This is a genomic window from Neorhizobium galegae bv. orientalis str. HAMBI 540 (assembly GCF_000731315.1).
Taxonomy (GTDB): domain Bacteria; phylum Pseudomonadota; class Alphaproteobacteria; order Rhizobiales; family Rhizobiaceae; genus Neorhizobium; species Neorhizobium galegae.
Map to the genome: position 1 here is coordinate 2,330,775 of NZ_HG938353.1, position 15,909 is coordinate 2,346,683.

Sequence of the window (15,909 nt, forward strand, 5' to 3'; positions counted from 1 at the left end):
CGGGACCTTTCACATGAGAGGAGAGGTCCATGACCATCTACCAGAACCTGATCGCCGGCGAATGGGTCGGCTCGGAAGCTTCCAAGAACATCAATCCATCCGATACCAACGATGTCGTCGGCATGTATGCCCAGGGCAGCGCCGACGATGCCAAACAGGCAATCGCTGCCGCCAAGGCCGCTTTCCCCGCCTGGTCGCGCTCCGGCATCCTGGAACGTCACGCTGTTCTTCGGAAAGCTTCCGACGAGATTCTCGCCCGTAAGGAAGAACTCGGCGCGCTCCTCGCCCGCGAGGAAGGCAAGATCCTTCCCGAAGCGATCGGCGAAGTCACCCGCGCCGCCCAGATCTTCGATTTCTTCGCAGGCGAAGCGCTGCGCCTGACCGGCGAACTGGTGCCGTCCGCGCGTCCGAACATCGGCGTCGAGATCACCCGCGAACCACTCGGCGTCATCGGCATCATCACTCCCTGGAATTTCCCGATCGCCATTCCGGCATGGAAAATCGCGCCGGCGCTCTGCTACGGCAATACCGTCGTCTTCAAGCCTGCCGATCTCGTGCCTGGCTGTGGCTGGGCGATCGTCGACATCCTCCACCGCGCTGGCCTGCCGAAGGGCGTCCTGAACCTCGTCATGGGCCGCGGCTCGGTCGTCGGCCAGGCCATGCTCGACAGCCCGGATCTCGCCGGCATCACGTTTACCGGCTCGACCGGCACCGGCAAGCGCGTCGCGCTCGCCTCGATCGAACATAACCGCAAGTTCCAGCTCGAAATGGGCGGCAAGAACCCGATGATCGTCCTCGACGACGCGGACCTCAACGTTGCCGTCGAAGCCGCCGCCAATTCGGGCTTCTTCTCGACCGGCCAGCGTTGCACCGCTTCGTCGCGCCTGATCGTGACGGAAGGCATCCACGACAAGTTCGTCGCAGCACTCACCGAAAAGCTGAAGACGCTCAACGTCGACAACGCCATGAAGGCCGGCAGCCATATCGGGCCGGTCGTCGACGACAAGCAGCTGAAGCAGGACACCGACTATATCGATATCGGCAAATCCGAAGGCGCAAAGCTCGCCTTCGGCGGCGAAATCGTCAAGCGCGACACGCCCGGCTTCTACCTCCAGCCGACGCTGTTTACCGAAGCCACCAACCAGATGCGCATCTCCCGTGAAGAGATTTTCGGACCGGTCGTATCCGTCATCCGGGTGAAAAACTACGAGGAAGCGCTGGCAACCGCCAACGACACGCCGTTCGGTCTGTCGGCGGGCATCGCGACCACCAGCCTCAAGCACGCGACGCATTTCAAGCGCAACTCGGAAGCCGGCATGGTGATGGTCAACCTGCCGACGGCAGGCGTCGATTTCCACGTGCCGTTCGGCGGCCGGAAGGCCTCATCCTTCGGCCCGCGCGAACAGGGCAAATATGCCGCCGAGTTCTTCACCGTGGTGAAGACGGCCTATACGCTCGCGTAACAAAAAAAAGGCGCTGCCATCTCGAGATGGCAGCGCCTTCAATTCGTGAATTAAGACGGGTTATTCAGCAGCAACGCTGGCGCGCTTCGGCAGTTTCCAGTTCGGGCGCGGGAAATGGCATGTATAGCCATTCGGATAACGCTCCAGGTAATCCTGATGCTCCGGTTCGGCTTGCCAGAAGTCACCAACCGGGTCCACTTCCGTCACCACCTTGCCCGGCCATAAGCCCGATGCGTTGACATCGGCGATCGTGTCTTCGGCGACGCGCTTCTGTTCATCGCTCTCGTAATAGATCGCCGAACGATAGCTCATGCCGATATCGTTGCCCTGGCGGTTCTTGGTCGACGGATCGTGGATCTGGAAGAAGAATTCCAGAATATCGCGATAGCTGGTCTTGGCCGGATCGAAGATGATCTCGATCGCTTCGGCATGGGTGCCGTGATTGCGGTAGGTCGCGTTCGGCACATCGCCTCCGCTATAGCCGACGCGGGTCGACACCACGCCGGGCAGACGCCGGATCAGGTCCTGCATGCCCCAGAAACAACCACCGGCCAGAACGGCCCGTTCGGTAGACGTCGTCATGCTTTCCTCCTTCGGTTTTGGATTTGCACCTAAAATGGCGATCCGACGGAAGAAATTCAATCCATCTCCACCACTCAGCCAGCCGCCGCGTCAACGATGGGACGCACCGCGACCTCGAGGCTTTCGGGTGTGGTGCCGGTGACGATGACACCGAGTAGCGGCGCCGCAATGCCGGCCGCCTTCAGCCTTGCCATGTCATCGGCCACGAAACGCTTCTGGCTTGGAGCGATGACCGGGATACCGGCCTTCGTGGTGATTTTTCCGTAGCAGGCAAGATCTGTTTCGGTGAGCGGCCTGCCGTAATCGGCAAACGACGCGACAGACGCCTCCATCATGGCGCCGGGAATGGCGACGATGGTCTTCAAATCCTCGTCAGTGCTTTTCTCGCCGAGCGCTGGGATCGGGCGGAGCTTCGACTGCAACAGATGCGACTGAAGATGGTCGAAATAGACGTTGAAACCTTCAAAGCCAAGATCCGCGAGAGCATCGAGCTCGTCCGGCGTCGGCACCGTCTCCTGGCCGGCCATTACCAGCAGCGGCACCCCGAGCGGCGCCAGCTTCTCGAAGAACGGTCGTTCCTCGGCAAAACTGCCGAATGTGGTGCCGGTGGCGCGATGATAGGCGTTGAGATGCACCTTGATGGCAAATGCTCCTGCCCCGATCGCCGCCTTGGCAAGGTCGAGGTCGTGGCGAGCAAGCGAGACGATGACCGGGAATTCACCGCCGCGCAGCGCCTTGGTGAGTTTGGTTTCAGGGTAATTCGGCATCACGGGCCTCAGTTCAGACGCTGGCCGCCGTCGGCGGCGAAGAGATGGATATTGCCGAGTTCCGGCCGCACCCGGATCGTCGCCCCCGGCGACAACGATACCCGCTCGCGAAACACGCCGGTCACCAGCGTCTCGCCAAGCTTCATCGTCACCTGCGTCTCGGAGCCCATCGGCTCGACCAGCACGATTTCCGCCGGCACGCCGCTCTCGTCCAGGGCGAAATGTTCGGGACGAATGCCGTAGACCATCTTTCGGTCCTTGTGCCCGTGCGCTGCGTCGGGCAGGGGCAGCAGAATACCGGGCGCGGAGAAGCCTTCCGGCGTAATGGTGCCGGTGAGGAAATTCATCGACGGCGAGCCGATGAAGCCTGCCACGAACTGGTTGGCCGGCCGGTCGTAAAGGTCGAGCGGTGCCCCGATCTGCTCGACCCTGCCGCCGTTCAGCACGACGATCTTGTCGGCCATGGTCATCGCCTCGACCTGGTCGTGGGTCACGTAGATGGTGGTCGTCTTCAGCCTCTGGTGCAGGCTTTTGATCTCGCCGCGCATGACGACGCGCAGTTTCGCGTCAAGATTGGAAAGTGGCTCATCGAACAGGAACACCTTGGGATCGCGCACGATCGCCCGGCCCATCGCAACGCGCTGGCGTTGGCCGCCGGAAAGCTGGCGTGGGTAACGGTCAAGCAGCGGCGCGAGGCCAAGGATGTCGGCGGCCCATTTGACGCGTTCGGCAATCTCCGCCTTGCTGCCGCCGCGGTGTTCCAGCGAGAATCCCATATTGGTCGCAACGGTCATGTGCGGATAAAGCGCATAGTTCTGGAAGACCATGGCGATGTCGCGATCCTTCGGATCGAGATCGTTGACCACCCGACCGCCGATATTCACCTCGCCGCCGGTAATTGTCTCCAGCCCCGCGACCATTCTGAGCAGGGTGGACTTGCCGCAGCCGGACGGGCCAACCAGCACGACGAACTCGCCGTCGGTGATGCCGAGGTCGATGCCGTGGATGATATCGACGGCGCCATAACTCTTGCGGACATTGGAAAGGGTAACTTCAGCCATCAATCAGATTTCCGTTTCTTCAGCCCCAGTGTTTCAAAAGGTGAGTTTTTCAACCCTTGAGGCCGGTATGCGCGAGCCCTTCGACGAATTGCTTCTGCGCGATGATGAAGACGAGGAGAACGGGCAGCGCCGTCAGGGTCGCGGCCGCAAGCTGGATGTTCCACATCGGCCCGCCATAGGCGTCGGTATATTGTGTCAGCGCCTGCGGCAGCGTGAATTTGTCGGCGCTCGACAGGAACACGATCGGTTCCAGATAGAGGTTCCAGGAATGCAGGAAGGTGAAGATCGCGACCGACGCGAGCGCCGGCCTTGCGAGCGGCAAGGCGATCTTGCGAAAGATCTTGAAACGCCCGAGGCCATCGACCCGCGCCGCCTCTTCAAGCTCGACAGGCAGCGCGATAAAGAACTGCCGCATCACGAATGTCGCGAACACGCTCGGCGCGCCGAAGATCGGCACCAGGATGAGTGGCCAATGGGTGTTGACCATGCCGGCCTTCAGGAACATCTGGAAGAGCGGCACGATCGTCACTTCCGACGGGATCAAGAGCCCGAGCAGCACGACCATGAAAATGGCGTTGGCAAAGGGGAATTTGATCCGCGCAAAGGCGTATCCGGCCATCGACGAGACGATCATCGTACCGATCGTCACCAGTGCGGCGATATAGGCGGAATTCCAGTACTGCTTCACGAAAGGCTGCAGTTCGAAGACCTTGGCATAGGTCGTCCAGTCGTAGCTTTCCGGCAGGAGCTGCGGCGGAAAGGCAAAAATATCGCTGATCGGCTTCACCGACGACGTCACCATCCACCACGTCGGGAAAACGAAGGGGATCAGGAGGACGCAGAGCAGGCCGTAGAGGAACACTTGTCTGCGCGGGGAGAGCTCAGCTTTCATAAAAGACGATCCTCTTGCGCATCTGCCACTGGGCGAAGGTGAGCACGGCGACGATCACGAACAGCATGATCGACAGCGTCGAGCCGTAACCGAAGAAATGGAACTGGAAGGCCTGCTGGTAGAGGTAATAGACCAGCACCGTGGTCGTTAGGCCCGGCCCGCCTTGCGTCAGCACCGCGATCTGCGCGAACACCTGCAACGAGCCGACGATGGTGATGATCGAGGTCAAAAGGATGGTCGGGCTGATCAGCGGCAGGGTGATGCGGCGGAACTGCTTGAAACGCGGCGCACCGTCGATGCGGGCCGCCTCGTAGAGTTCGTTCGGCACCCCCTGGAGGGCGGCAAGGAACAGGATCATGTTGAGGCCGACATTCTTGAACACCTGCACCACGATGACCGAGATCATCGCCGTTACCGGTTCGCGCAGCCAGTTCGGCCCATCGATGCCGAAGACGAGCAGCACACCGTTGATGCCGCCGTTCTTCTGCAACAGGAACCCCCAAACGATCGTCCAGGCGACCAGCGATACGACGACCGGCGAGAAGAACAGCGTGCGGAAGATGGTGATGCCGGCGAGCTTCTGGTTGAGCAGCACCGCAAGCAGCAATGCCAGGCTCAGGTTGAAGATTACCAGCCCGGCGGAAAAGATCGCCGTCGCCCCGAGCACCGAAGGCAGGCTCGTGTCCTCGAGCAGCATCTGGTAGTTGGTGGCTCCGGTATAGGTGAATGTATTGGCGAGCACGTTCCATTCGTGCAGCGAATACCAGAAGACGAGGCAGAGCGGGATCAGCACGAAAAGCGTGATCCCGATCAGTTGCGGGGCGATGAAGAGAAAGCCGGCGAGGCTGTCGCGCCGCGCGACCGTCCAGAATGACGATGAAGAGCGGCCTTCCGGACGGGCGGTTTGCTGCACGACAGCCATCGGCTATTTCCTTAGCGCTTCAGAAGCGGGCCGATTTGGCCGCAGATCTGCTGGAGGGCTGCCGGGATATTCGCATCCGGACGCCAGACGGCATCGAGGCCCGAACGAACCACCTGCTGGATCTGCGCAAAGCCGGTATGGCCCGGAATGACCTTGCCGGTGGCAATGCCGGAGATCACGACCTTGTCGATCTGCTCCTGGCTCAGCAGCGGATTGGTCTTCTTCAGGACTTCGGCGTTCAGCAGCGACTTGCGGGCCGACGGGAAGAACTGGCTGAGCTTGGCCGAGTTTTCCGGGTTCGTCATATAGGCGACGAATTCGGCGGCCGTCTTGGCGTTCTTGCCCGACTGCATGACGCCGACGCCGGCCTGGCCGATCAACGCATAGTTGCCTGCCGGCCCCTTCGGCAGCGGCACGAGATCCCAGGCGAACGGCTTGTCCTTCGGCAGCAACGAGGCGCGGCTGATCTGAGTGATCGTCATTGCCGCATTCCCGGCGAAGAAGTCGACGCTTTCGCCGGGACCCGGCATCGCCTTGTTCTTGAAGACGGCATCGTGAATGAAGGTCAGCGCGTCGACCATCGGCTTTTCGGTCATCGTGCAGGTCTTGCCGTCGGCGCTCCATGGCGATGCGCCCCAGCCGTTCCAGACGGAGGCAAGGTTCTGCCAGATCTGATAGTTGAAATCGCGGACGATCAGGCCACCCTTGCCAGTCTTGCCGACGGTGGATGCGGTGGCGATGGCGTTGTCCCATGTCCACTGGTTGGCGGCGATCATTTCCGCCGGGGTCTTGGCGCCGGAAGCCTTGATGAGGTCGTTGTTGACGAACATCGCAAACGGCGAGGTCGAGAACGGATAGGCAAACAGCTTGCCGTCCTTGGTCCAGCGCTCGGCGGCCGTGGCGCTCAGTTCTTCCGCGTTATAGCCCTTGGTGGCCTTGAGCGTATCGGTCAGCGGAAAGAGCGCGCCGGAATTGACGAAGTCATAGGCCGCGGTCTCGAATATCCAGGCCATATCAGGCGCATTCCCGCCGGCGATCTGGGTCGTCAGCGCCGTCGTATAGGTATCGAAGGGCAGCGACTCATAGGTCACCGTCACGTTCGGATGGTCTTTCTTGAAGCCGGCGGCGATGTCGCTGAACAGCTTCAGATGCGCCTCGTTGGCGCTCCAGATGGTCATGCGCAGGTTGACCGCGTCTTGCGCGTTGGCGATGCCACTCCAGCAGAGTGGCACGGCCACGGCCAATGCCGCGACCGCAGATTTCAAAGTCCGATGATAGTTCATTCCCGTTCCTCCTCCAAAGGTTGGTTCTGATAGACGGTCCATTGGCCGTCCTTAGTAGGCCGCGATATCCGGCCAGCGCATTTCGATGCCTTCACGGCTGAGCTCTCTCTGGAAATTCTGGAGCTTCTCGTCGCTTTTCTGGACCTGATGCGGCGTAAGATTTTTGTCGAGGCAATGGGCGGCGAGCATGCCGGCGACTTCGCCGATATTCCATTCGACCGGATGGAGCCGATAGCAGCCATTGGTGATGTGGGTGGTGCCGATATTCTTGCCGGCCGGGATGAGGTTCTTCACCCGCTCAGGCAGAAGCGCACCGAGCGGGATCTCGAACGGGCAGGAAGGCACGTCGATATAGTTGTCGCCGCCGGTCGAGGGATGCAGGTCGATCCGGTACATGCCGATGCCGATGCTGTCGCGGTAGTTGACCGCGCCCTTTTCGCCGCGCACCGAATAGGAAAGGTCCTGCTCGACGATGCGGGTCACCGGCTTGATGCGGCGGCTCTCGCGGATATAAGGGGCCATGGCAAGCCCATGCTCGGTGCCGGTAATGTCGCCGCGCAGGCGAAGTCCCGGAAAGCCCTGGCCACCGTCGACGCGCGGCGCTTCTGTCTGCAGCCAGTAGAACAGCGAATAGGAAAGGTCGGCAGCCGATTTCAGCTGTTTCGCTTTGTCCTCTTCGGAAAGGTCGATGATCGTGCCTTCCATGTAGTCGATCATCGGCCAGTTCACGAGGCAGATGTCGGAGGCGTAGGCGCCGGCCACGAAGTTGTTGCGCGCCGCGATGCGCCGGAAGATCCACAGGTTCTCGTCGCCGCCGCCCTTGCGCTGGTCGGCATCGACGGCGAGCGGATCGTCATTGGGATTGGGCGTGAACGAGCGGGTGGTGAAATCGAGCGTACGCGGATGCGGCGCGGTGAAGCCGAGCAGTGGGCCGCCCCAGAAATGCGGCTCGTACTTGCGCCAGTAGTCGTAGTTTTCCGGCTTGTCGATCGTCTGGTCGCCGTCGACATGGTCGATCGCAAAGCAGATCGATACCGCCTGGACATTGTCGGGCTGCGCTTCAGATGGCGCGCTCGGCTCTCCGGTATCGGACTGGGCCTCAAAACCCTTCACATATTCCGTGCCAGTCATCGGCAAGAGATCGCCGAGCTCCGTGGCATCGAGGATATAGGCAGCGGAGACGGTGATCTCCCGGCCGGTGTCGCGATGCCGAACGGTGACGGAGCGCACCGTATCGTCGGCCACATCAGCGGCGACCGGGCGATAGGGCTGCAGCACCTTCAGCTTGCCGGCGCCGCGATAGGGCGCAAGCATGGCTTCCATGACGGCAAGGCTGACGCGCGGTTCGGCGCAGATGCGGCTGACCCAGCCGGAACCGGGATTGAGGTCGCCCCAGGCGCGTGCGCCCTCGGTCAACGGATAGTGGTCGCGGTAGTATCGGCGGATGCCTTCCCGCAGCTTTCGGTAAGAGCGGGTAATGCCGAACTGCTCGACCCAGGTATGTTCGTCGGAGGGAACCGCCTGGCTGGTCAGCTGGCCGCCGATCCAGTCGAACTCCTCGGTCATGATCACGCTGCGGCCGGCCCGGCATGCACCGAGTGCTGCCGCAACACCGCCAAGACCGCCGCCTACCACCAGAATATCCGTATGCATCTCTGTCACGTTGATCATGTCCGTCTTTTTGCGGGTCCAAGGGTTTCCCCCTCGACCGGTTCACAGGTCAGAAGAATTTGGCCGCCGGCATCGCCGCTCTCGATGCGGCGCACCAGCATTGCAGTCGCCTGCCGGCCCATCTCCTCGCGGGGGATGTCGAAAGAGGTGAATTGCACATGGCTGCGCTCGGCGCGGATATGGCTGCCGAGCACGACGGCGGAAAAATCGCCGGGAATGGACAGGCCGCGAGCGCGGGCAGCCGCCTCGACGCGCACCGCATCGGCGAGTTCGACGAAGAAGGCGACAGTCGCACCGCTGCCGAAAAGAGCGTCCAGTATCTCGTCTGCCGCGCGGCCCACCGTTTCGATATGCAGGACAAGCTCGAGCCCGCTGCCGAAGGCTCCGTCGAAGCCCGACCACCGATCGGCGGTCGATTCCGCCGGTCCCGGTGGGCCGATATAGGCAAGCTTGGAATGCCCCAGCACCCTTGCCTTCTCGACCAGCGCCCGTGTGCCGTTCGCATAATCGCCGCCGACATAGGGAACCGGCCCGCCAGCATCCTCGCGTCGGCCGATCGCCACGAACGGATAGTCGCCGGATACCAGCCTCGTCAGCTCCGCGCGGTCGAATTCGCGGCCGAGCACGAGACAGCCATCTGCAATCCTCAGCCGATTGCCGTCGGCAAAGATTTTTCGATCCTGCCCGATGCCGGCCCCGGTCAAAAGCAGAAGGTCGTAATTCTGGATCTGCGCCTCTTCCTCGATGCCGAGCAGGAAGGGGGTGAAGAAGTCTGCCTGGGCGCTTGGAAACGCCGGCTCGTAGGTGAACACGCCGAGTATGCGGTTCAGCCCCTTCGCCATTCGGCGCGCGATCGGATCGGCAACGTAACCGGTGGTGCGGATGACCTGCTGGACGCGCTCGCGGGTCTCCTGTGGAATACGCGCCAGAGCCGTCGGCGCGCCGTTCAGCACAAGCGAAACCGTCGCCTGGCTGACGCCGGCCAGTTTTGCAATATCGTGCTGAGTCAAACGCTTAGGCGCAGCCACGCAACATCCTCCCTCTCTCCTCTTGACTGCTAATGCGTATTAGCAGCTAATACGTATAAACAAGATTAGCGCGGTTGATGTCAAGCGGGAAAATGAAGGAAGAACTGATGAGGTTTGCGGAGCATCTGAAATCGCTGGAAATTTCCGGTACCCGCGTGTTCGGCGACAGCATCACCGCTGGCTTCAACGCCTCCCGGGCCGAACTTGCCTGGCCGGCTCTGTTTGCCGATGGGGTGGATGGCTTCCCCATCCGCAATCACGCCATTCCGGGAACGGTGTTGCAGGGCTCAAGGCTCGCCGAGGGAAAGCCGAGGCTGAATAACGGAGTCGGAAGGTTTGTTGAATCACTTCTTGATCGGCCGCACGAGGACGCGATCCTGATCCTCTACGGCTACAATGACGCTCGATACACTGCGGCTCCCGAAACCATGAACGTCGCAGGCTTTGTGCGGGATTATAGCCGTATCCTGAAGGCCCTGATCGCCGCCGGACATGGGCAAAGGATCGCGATCGGCAGCCCGCCCTATATTCCGGATGCCGGGTTCTCGGTTGGAAGCGCAGGGTTCACCGGTCAGACTCGCCAGGGCTTTGAGCGTTATGTGGAAGCGGTCCGCGAGCTTGGCCGGCAATTCCCGGTTTTTTACGCCCCGGTCTACGAAAGGATGATGGACCACGGCGACGGACTTCTCGCCTCGCCCGACATCACCCACCCCAACGACGCCGGCCACCGGGTGATCTTCGAAGCATTCCGCGATGCCGCACTGTGACGATCTCTGGCTCGCCAACGCCTCCATGCGACGGCAGCCCCTTCAGCAGTCGACATCGATCCTGTCACCGCCTGACGACAAACTCGAACACGTCCTCCTTCGGCTCGACGCCGAGACCGGCACCGGTCGGCACCACATAGGTGCCCTCGCCCGAAGCCATGTCGCCCTTCGTATAGGTGAGGTTCCGGTCGAAGATAGAGTGCTGGTATTCATGATAGGGCACGTTCTGCAGCGCCGACGCGGCCTGCAGGCTGGCCGCCATGAAGATGCCGACGCTGATCGATGCGTGCGGCATGATGTTCATGTGGAAGGCCTGCGCCATCTGGCCGATGCGGATGAACTCGGTGATGCCTGTATGGCCCATTTCCGGCTGCACGATGCTCATCGCCCGCTTTTCGAACCGTGGCCTGTATTCATAGGTGGTGCGCAATTCCTCGCCGAGTGCCAGCGGCACGCCGATGCCTGCCGCCACCCGCGCTTGGCCTTCGAGGTTTTCCGGCTGTACCGGCGCTTCGGCGAAATAGAGGTTGTAGGGTTCGAGCCGGCGGATGATGCGGATCGCCTCGCCCGCTTCGAACTTCCAGTGCAGGTCGACCATCAGGTCGATGCTCGGACCTACCGCTTCGCGCAGAGCCGCCATTTCCTTGACGATATCCTCCTCGGAAACCACCGCCGCGAACTTGATGCCCTTGTAGCCCTTGCCAACCCAATGGACGGCCAGATCGCAACGCTCCTTCAGCGTCGCTTTCGGCAGACCCGAGACATAGGCGCGGATCGTATCGTGCCGCCGCCCGCCGAGCAGCGTCGAGACCGGCACATTCAGGTTCTTGCCGGTCAGGTCCCAGAGGGCGATATCGACCCCCGCCAGCGCGTCGAGATAATAGCCGCCGAAGAAACCGCGCACCCGCATCAGGTCGTAGAGGTCCTCGTGGATGACCGCCGCATCGCCCGGATCGCGGCCGATGATGACCGGGCCTAGCACGTCGTCGATGATCGCCTTGGTCGCCTCCGGCGCCACGATCCCATAACACTCGCCCCAGCCGACCTTGCCGCTCTCGCCGGTGACCTTGACCAGCAGCGTCATGTCGGTCGAGGGATAGATGGTGCGGTTGCCCTTGCGGATCAGGTAACCGCGCGCGTTGATCGCCTCGCCTTCCTTCAGAGGCCCAAGATAAGGCACCTCGCGGGGAATGGAGATGATGAAGGTCTCGACCGAGACGATCGCATCGACGAAGTTTTTCGGCATGGGGTTCCGGCTCAGTTGGGCTTGTGATTGGTATAGGGCAGATCGGCCTCGGCCAGAAGCAACGCCAGTTCCTTGGCATCGCCCTCGTCGAATTTCGGCCCCTTGCCGCGCACGAACGTGTGCTTGATGACACCGCGCCGGCGCAGCACTTCCTTGGTCATGTGCATGCGGAAGATGGCCTGGAAATTCAGGAGCGGCAGCGAGACGTTGTAGAGTTTTCGCGTGGTCGCGACATCGCCCTTCTGCCAGGCATGGATCATTTGCGCATGGATATCGGCAAGCTCGGCCGCCGGCATGGTTCCGGCGGCACCGCGCGCCAGTTCGTCGGTGACATATCGCCCGCCGGCACCGCCGAAGATCGCATCAAGCGAACCATTGGCAGCCACCTTGATCCGGGTCAGGTGCTGGCCGCAGGGTGCAGTCTCTTCCTTGACGTAGCGGATTTCCGGCACGGCATTGGCAACCGCCGCCACTTCTTCCGGCGTGAGCCCCGCGCCGATCGGCTTCGGCTGGTTCTGCAGCATGATCGGCACGCCCGCATCAGCCGCCACCTCTTTGAAATAGGCGGTCTGGGCAGCGATGTCGTTACCGAGAGACAACGGCGCCATCACCATCGCCGCCCCTGCCCCGATCTCCGCCGCCTGCGCCACGTGCTTGGCCGCGGCCTTCGGGTCCGGATCGCTGGCACCGATGATGATCGGGATGCGCCCGCCGATCCGCTCCGCCAGCAGTTCCACCTGCCGCCTGCGCTCCTCCGGCGTCAGCGTGTCCACTTCGCTGGCGACGCCAGGATAAACGACACCGTCGACATTGCTTTCCAGCGCAAAATCGATGATCGACAGGAAATCCGCCTCGTCGATCGATCCGTCGTCGCGGAACGGTGTGGGAAGAACGGGGAAAGCCCCGGCAAGGATCTTGCTCATTTGACTGCTCCGGCGGTGACGCCCTGAATGAAATAACGTTGGAGGAACATGAAGGCCACGACGATGGGCGCGGACGCGATCAGCGATGCCGCCATGGCGCCGCCCCAGTCGGAATTGACCTCGTTGAGATAGGTAAGAAGCAGGCCCGGCCCGATGGTGCGCTTCTCGTCCGAGACGATCAGCGTCATCGAATAGAGAAGGTCGTTCCACGACCACATGAAGGAATAGAGAAAGACCGTGACGATCGGCGGGATCGAGATCGGGATGACGATCGTGTGGAAGATCCTGAGATCGCTTGCCCCATCCGCCCGCGCCGCGTCGATCAGTTCGTCCGGCACCTGGGAAAAATAGCTGTAGAGCATGTAGGTGGAGACCGGCAGCGCGAAGACGATATAGCTGAGGATCAGTCCCGGCCGGGTGTCGAGCAGGTTCAGTTCGCTCATCAGCGGGTAGATCGAGATCAGCAGCAGGCCGAACGGGAACATCTGCGCCGAGAGCATGAACAGCATCACCGGTTGGCGGCCGAAATAGCGGTATTTGGCGAAGCTGAAGCCGGCATAGAGCGCCAGAAGGGTGACCAGCGCGGCGCTGCAGGTCGAGGTGATCAGGCTGTTCATCAGGTACATCGGCAGTTTGCCGGTGGTCAGCGCCCGGATGAAATGCTCAAGGCTCGGCATGGTCGGAAACGGCGTCGGCACGACCCGGTAGAGCTCGGCATTCGCCTTCAGGGACGAGATCACCAGCCAGTAGAGCGGGAAGAACAGGAAGAAGCCGATCACAGCAAGGGCGGCAAAGAAGACGATTTTTGCCTGACGGGAGGAAAGGTCGAACATCTCAGTTTCCTTTCACCAGCATGCGCAGATAGAGGAAGGCAGGCGGCAGGAGCGCCGCAACCCAGAGCACGCCGACGGCGGAGGCAAAGCCGATATCCCACTGCTCGAAAGCGCGGCGATAGACCTCGACGGACAGAACCGTCGTCGCCCGCACCGGACCACCACCGGTCAGCGCGTAAATGGTGTCGAACTGCTGCAGATTGCCGATCACGCCGAGAACCACGACGATCATCAGAACCGGGCGCAGATGCGGCAGGATATGGTCGCGCAGCACCGCCCAGTTGCCGGCGCCGTCGACGCGCGCCGCATCGATCTGCTCCTTGTCGAGGTTCTGCAGGCCGGCCAGGAAAAAGGACATGAAAAGCGGGATGGAGAGCCAGATCTTGGTCAGCACCACCGCGAGCATGGCGCCTTCGGGCGTCGACAACCAGGCCTGCGGGTAGTCGATCAGGCCAAGCTCCATCAGGAAGGCGTTCAGCACGCCGTAGCGGGAATTGAAGATCCAGCCCCAGATGAAGGCGCTGACCGTAGAGGGCAGCACCCAGGGCAGCAGCGACAGCGACCGCAGCACCGCGCGGCCGGCAAACGGCTGGTTCATGATCAGCGCCCAGCCGAGACCGGCGACCAGCGTGCCCGTTGTCGTCAACACCACATAGATGGCCGTCGTCCAGAACGCCGCCCAGACATCGGGATCCGATGCGATCTTGTAAAAATTCTCGAAGCCGATGAAACGCGGCTCCATCATCTCGACGGTGTATTCGAACAGCGACAGGCCAAGCGCCGACAGAAACGGATAGAGGATGACCGCGGCAAAGGCGATCGCCGCCGGCAGCAGCAGAAGCAGCCCGATGCGGTTCTGCCCCGCTTTCAGGCCCCCACGGTTCGCATGCGGCGAGACCGGATAGGCACCGACATTGTTTTCGATCACGGCCATAGAGGTCATTTCCTAAGAGCATGGAGATCTGCCGGCCCGCGAGATTCCGGCGTTTCAAAAAGCCCCCTCCCCAACCCCTCCCCACAAGGGGGAGGGACTTTAACCTGCCGCACCGTCCTCGAAAGGAACCGAGACGGCGCCACGAGTCTTCTCCCCCTTGTGGGGGAGATGGCCAGCAGGCCAGAGGGGTCTTCCTGTTTGAAAATTCCGGCCAATAGTAACAGCGGCCGAGTATTGCGGTGACTGTGACTATTCCGACTTCTTCGCCTTCTCCATGCTGGTCGTCAGCCTTGCCTGCATGGACTTAATGGCATCGTCGGCAGACTTCTGGCCGAGCAGCGCGCCCTGCACTTCCTCGCCGATGATGTTGGTGAGATCTGCGGCATTAGACCAGATGCCGACTTCGTTGCGGCGGGCGTCACCCGTCGCGGCCGACCAGTTCTTGAGATAGGCGTCGTCGGCAACCGCCGCGCGGGCGGACTTGGTGACCGGCAGCGCGCTCATCTTCAACGGAAGGTCCGTCTGTACCTTGTCCGAAATGATGTAGGTCAGGAACTTGTCGGCCGGGTCATCCGCCTTGGCCTTGCCGTTGGCCGCGAACTGCACGAGCAGATGGCCCCACTGGACGGAAACAGACTTGTCACCAGCCTTCAGCACAGGCGTCGGCATCGGCAGAACGTTGGCGTCGAAGGCCTGGCCTTTGCCGGAGAAATCACGCAGGAAGGTGCGGGTCTGCGGCGCGTCGAGATAGAAGGCCGAAGCGCCCTGCGCCAGCAGACGGCGCGAATCCGGACGGTCTATTTCCGGAGCCGCCAGGCGGTCCTTCATGAGACCGACCATGAAGCCGAGCGCATCGCGGCTCTGCCGGCTGTCGACAACGACCTTGCCGGCGTCATCGATGATCCGGCCACCATGCACCCAGTTCCAGACCATGAAGTCGATCAGGATCGAGCCGTTGTTCTTGGTCGCCATGGAGTACGGCACCGAGTTGGGCACCTTGTCTCGCACCGCGACCAGAGCTTTCTTGAAGTCGTCGACGGTCTTCGGAGCGTCATTGATGCCGGCCTTGGCGAGAACTTCCTTGTTGGCCACCATGCCGATCGAACCGGACAGAAGCGGCAGTGCAAGCTGCTTGCCGTTGATATTGCCCATGGCGAGCGCATCCGGCGCGAAAGCCACTTCCAGCTTGTCCTTGCCATAGACCGTGTTCAGGTCGACGAGATTATCGAGGCTCGCGAAGGTCGGCAGCCAGCGTTCGGAAAGCTGGGCGATATCGGGCAGGGTCTTCGACCGGGCGCGCAAAAAGATGTTCTTCTGCATATCGCCCCAGGCGAAGCCGAGCGGCTCGACCGTCAGCTTCTCAGCCTTCTGAAAATTGTCCAGGACACCCTGGACAATCGCCTTGTTGGCCTCTTCCGCATAAGTGAAGCTCATGAAGCTCAGGTCGGCTGCCTTGGCGGCACCCGAGCCGAGCACAAGCGCGACGGCGGCGGTGCCGATCAGTCTGGTAAAGGTGTTCATCAAATCCTCCCGAAAC

General features: G+C 61.7%; 15 protein-coding genes. 2 read left to right on the plus strand and 13 right to left on the minus strand.

What is annotated here, in order from left to right; genetic code table 11:
• Nucleotides 1-29: 29 nt before the first annotated feature.
• A complete protein-coding gene (locus tag RG540_RS11570) occupies nt 30-1,463 on the plus strand; it encodes an aldehyde dehydrogenase family protein (RefSeq protein WP_038587952.1) in 1,434 nt (477 codons plus the stop codon).
• A 60-nt stretch (nt 1,464-1,523) separates the two neighbouring features.
• Here the strand turns inward: RG540_RS11570 and msrA are convergent, their stop codons facing one another.
• The 8 genes from msrA to RG540_RS11610 all read right to left on the minus strand — a co-directional run bounded on the left by msrA (nt 1,524) and on the right by RG540_RS11610 (nt 9,669).
• On the minus strand, nt 1,524-2,045 hold the full coding sequence (gene msrA / locus RG540_RS11575) for a peptide-methionine (S)-S-oxide reductase MsrA (protein ID WP_038587955.1): 522 nt from the start codon (nt 2,043-2,045) through the stop codon (nt 1,524-1,526).
• Nucleotides 2,046-2,119: 74 nt separating this feature from the next.
• Nucleotides 2,120-2,812, minus strand: a complete 693-nt coding sequence (locus tag RG540_RS11580) for a hypothetical protein (protein ID WP_038587958.1) — start codon at nt 2,810-2,812, stop codon at nt 2,120-2,122.
• A gap of 8 nt (nt 2,813-2,820) precedes the next feature.
• Nucleotides 2,821-3,873 (minus strand): ABC transporter ATP-binding protein, encoded by a 1,053-nt coding sequence (locus tag RG540_RS11585; protein ID WP_038587962.1) that lies wholly within the window; start codon nt 3,871-3,873, stop codon nt 2,821-2,823.
• A gap of 49 nt (nt 3,874-3,922) precedes the next feature.
• A complete protein-coding gene (locus RG540_RS11590) occupies nt 3,923-4,765 on the minus strand; it encodes a carbohydrate ABC transporter permease (protein ID WP_038587966.1) in 843 nt (280 codons plus the stop codon).
• On the minus strand, nt 4,755-5,687 hold the full coding sequence (locus RG540_RS11595) for a carbohydrate ABC transporter permease (RefSeq protein WP_038587969.1): 933 nt from the start codon (nt 5,685-5,687) through the stop codon (nt 4,755-4,757). Before RG540_RS11595 ends, RG540_RS11590 begins: the two co-directional genes overlap by 11 nt.
• A gap of 11 nt (nt 5,688-5,698) precedes the next feature.
• On the minus strand, nt 5,699-6,970 hold the full coding sequence (locus RG540_RS11600; RefSeq protein WP_038587972.1) for an ABC transporter substrate-binding protein: 1,272 nt from the start codon (nt 6,968-6,970) through the stop codon (nt 5,699-5,701).
• Between the two features lie 51 nt (nt 6,971-7,021).
• Complete coding sequence (locus RG540_RS11605; RefSeq protein WP_038593589.1) at nt 7,022-8,623, minus strand: FAD-dependent oxidoreductase; 1,602 nt, start codon at nt 8,621-8,623, stop codon at nt 7,022-7,024.
• Between the two features lie 14 nt (nt 8,624-8,637).
• On the minus strand, nt 8,638-9,669 hold the full coding sequence (locus tag RG540_RS11610; protein WP_038587975.1) for a LacI family DNA-binding transcriptional regulator: 1,032 nt from the start codon (nt 9,667-9,669) through the stop codon (nt 8,638-8,640).
• Nucleotides 9,670-9,776: 107 nt separating this feature from the next.
• Between RG540_RS11610 and RG540_RS11615 the strand changes: the two genes are divergently transcribed.
• Complete coding sequence (locus RG540_RS11615; protein WP_038587978.1) at nt 9,777-10,436, plus strand: SGNH/GDSL hydrolase family protein; 660 nt, start codon at nt 9,777-9,779, stop codon at nt 10,434-10,436.
• Nucleotides 10,437-10,500: 64 nt separating this feature from the next.
• On the opposite strand, the gene RG540_RS11620 is transcribed toward RG540_RS11615, so the two are convergent.
• The 5 genes from RG540_RS11620 to RG540_RS11640 all read right to left on the minus strand — a co-directional run bounded on the left by RG540_RS11620 (nt 10,501) and on the right by RG540_RS11640 (nt 15,893).
• Nucleotides 10,501-11,682 (minus strand): mandelate racemase/muconate lactonizing enzyme family protein, encoded by a 1,182-nt coding sequence (locus RG540_RS11620; RefSeq protein WP_038587981.1) that lies wholly within the window; start codon nt 11,680-11,682, stop codon nt 10,501-10,503.
• An 11-nt stretch (nt 11,683-11,693) separates the two neighbouring features.
• Nucleotides 11,694-12,605, minus strand: a complete 912-nt coding sequence (locus tag RG540_RS11625) for a dihydrodipicolinate synthase family protein (RefSeq protein ID WP_038587984.1) — start codon at nt 12,603-12,605, stop codon at nt 11,694-11,696.
• On the minus strand, nt 12,602-13,438 hold the full coding sequence (locus tag RG540_RS11630) for a carbohydrate ABC transporter permease (protein WP_038587987.1): 837 nt from the start codon (nt 13,436-13,438) through the stop codon (nt 12,602-12,604). The genes RG540_RS11625 and RG540_RS11630 overlap by 4 nt, the downstream gene beginning before the upstream one ends.
• A gap of 1 nt (nt 13,439) precedes the next feature.
• A complete protein-coding gene (locus RG540_RS11635; RefSeq protein ID WP_051909353.1) occupies nt 13,440-14,372 on the minus strand; it encodes a carbohydrate ABC transporter permease in 933 nt (310 codons plus the stop codon).
• Nucleotides 14,373-14,621: 249 nt separating this feature from the next.
• Nucleotides 14,622-15,893 carry an extracellular solute-binding protein gene (locus RG540_RS11640; RefSeq protein WP_038587990.1) on the minus strand — a complete coding sequence of 424 codons (1,272 nt, stop codon included), beginning with the start codon at nt 15,891-15,893 and terminating at the stop codon, nt 14,622-14,624.
• Between the last annotated feature and the right edge of the window lie 16 nt (nt 15,894-15,909).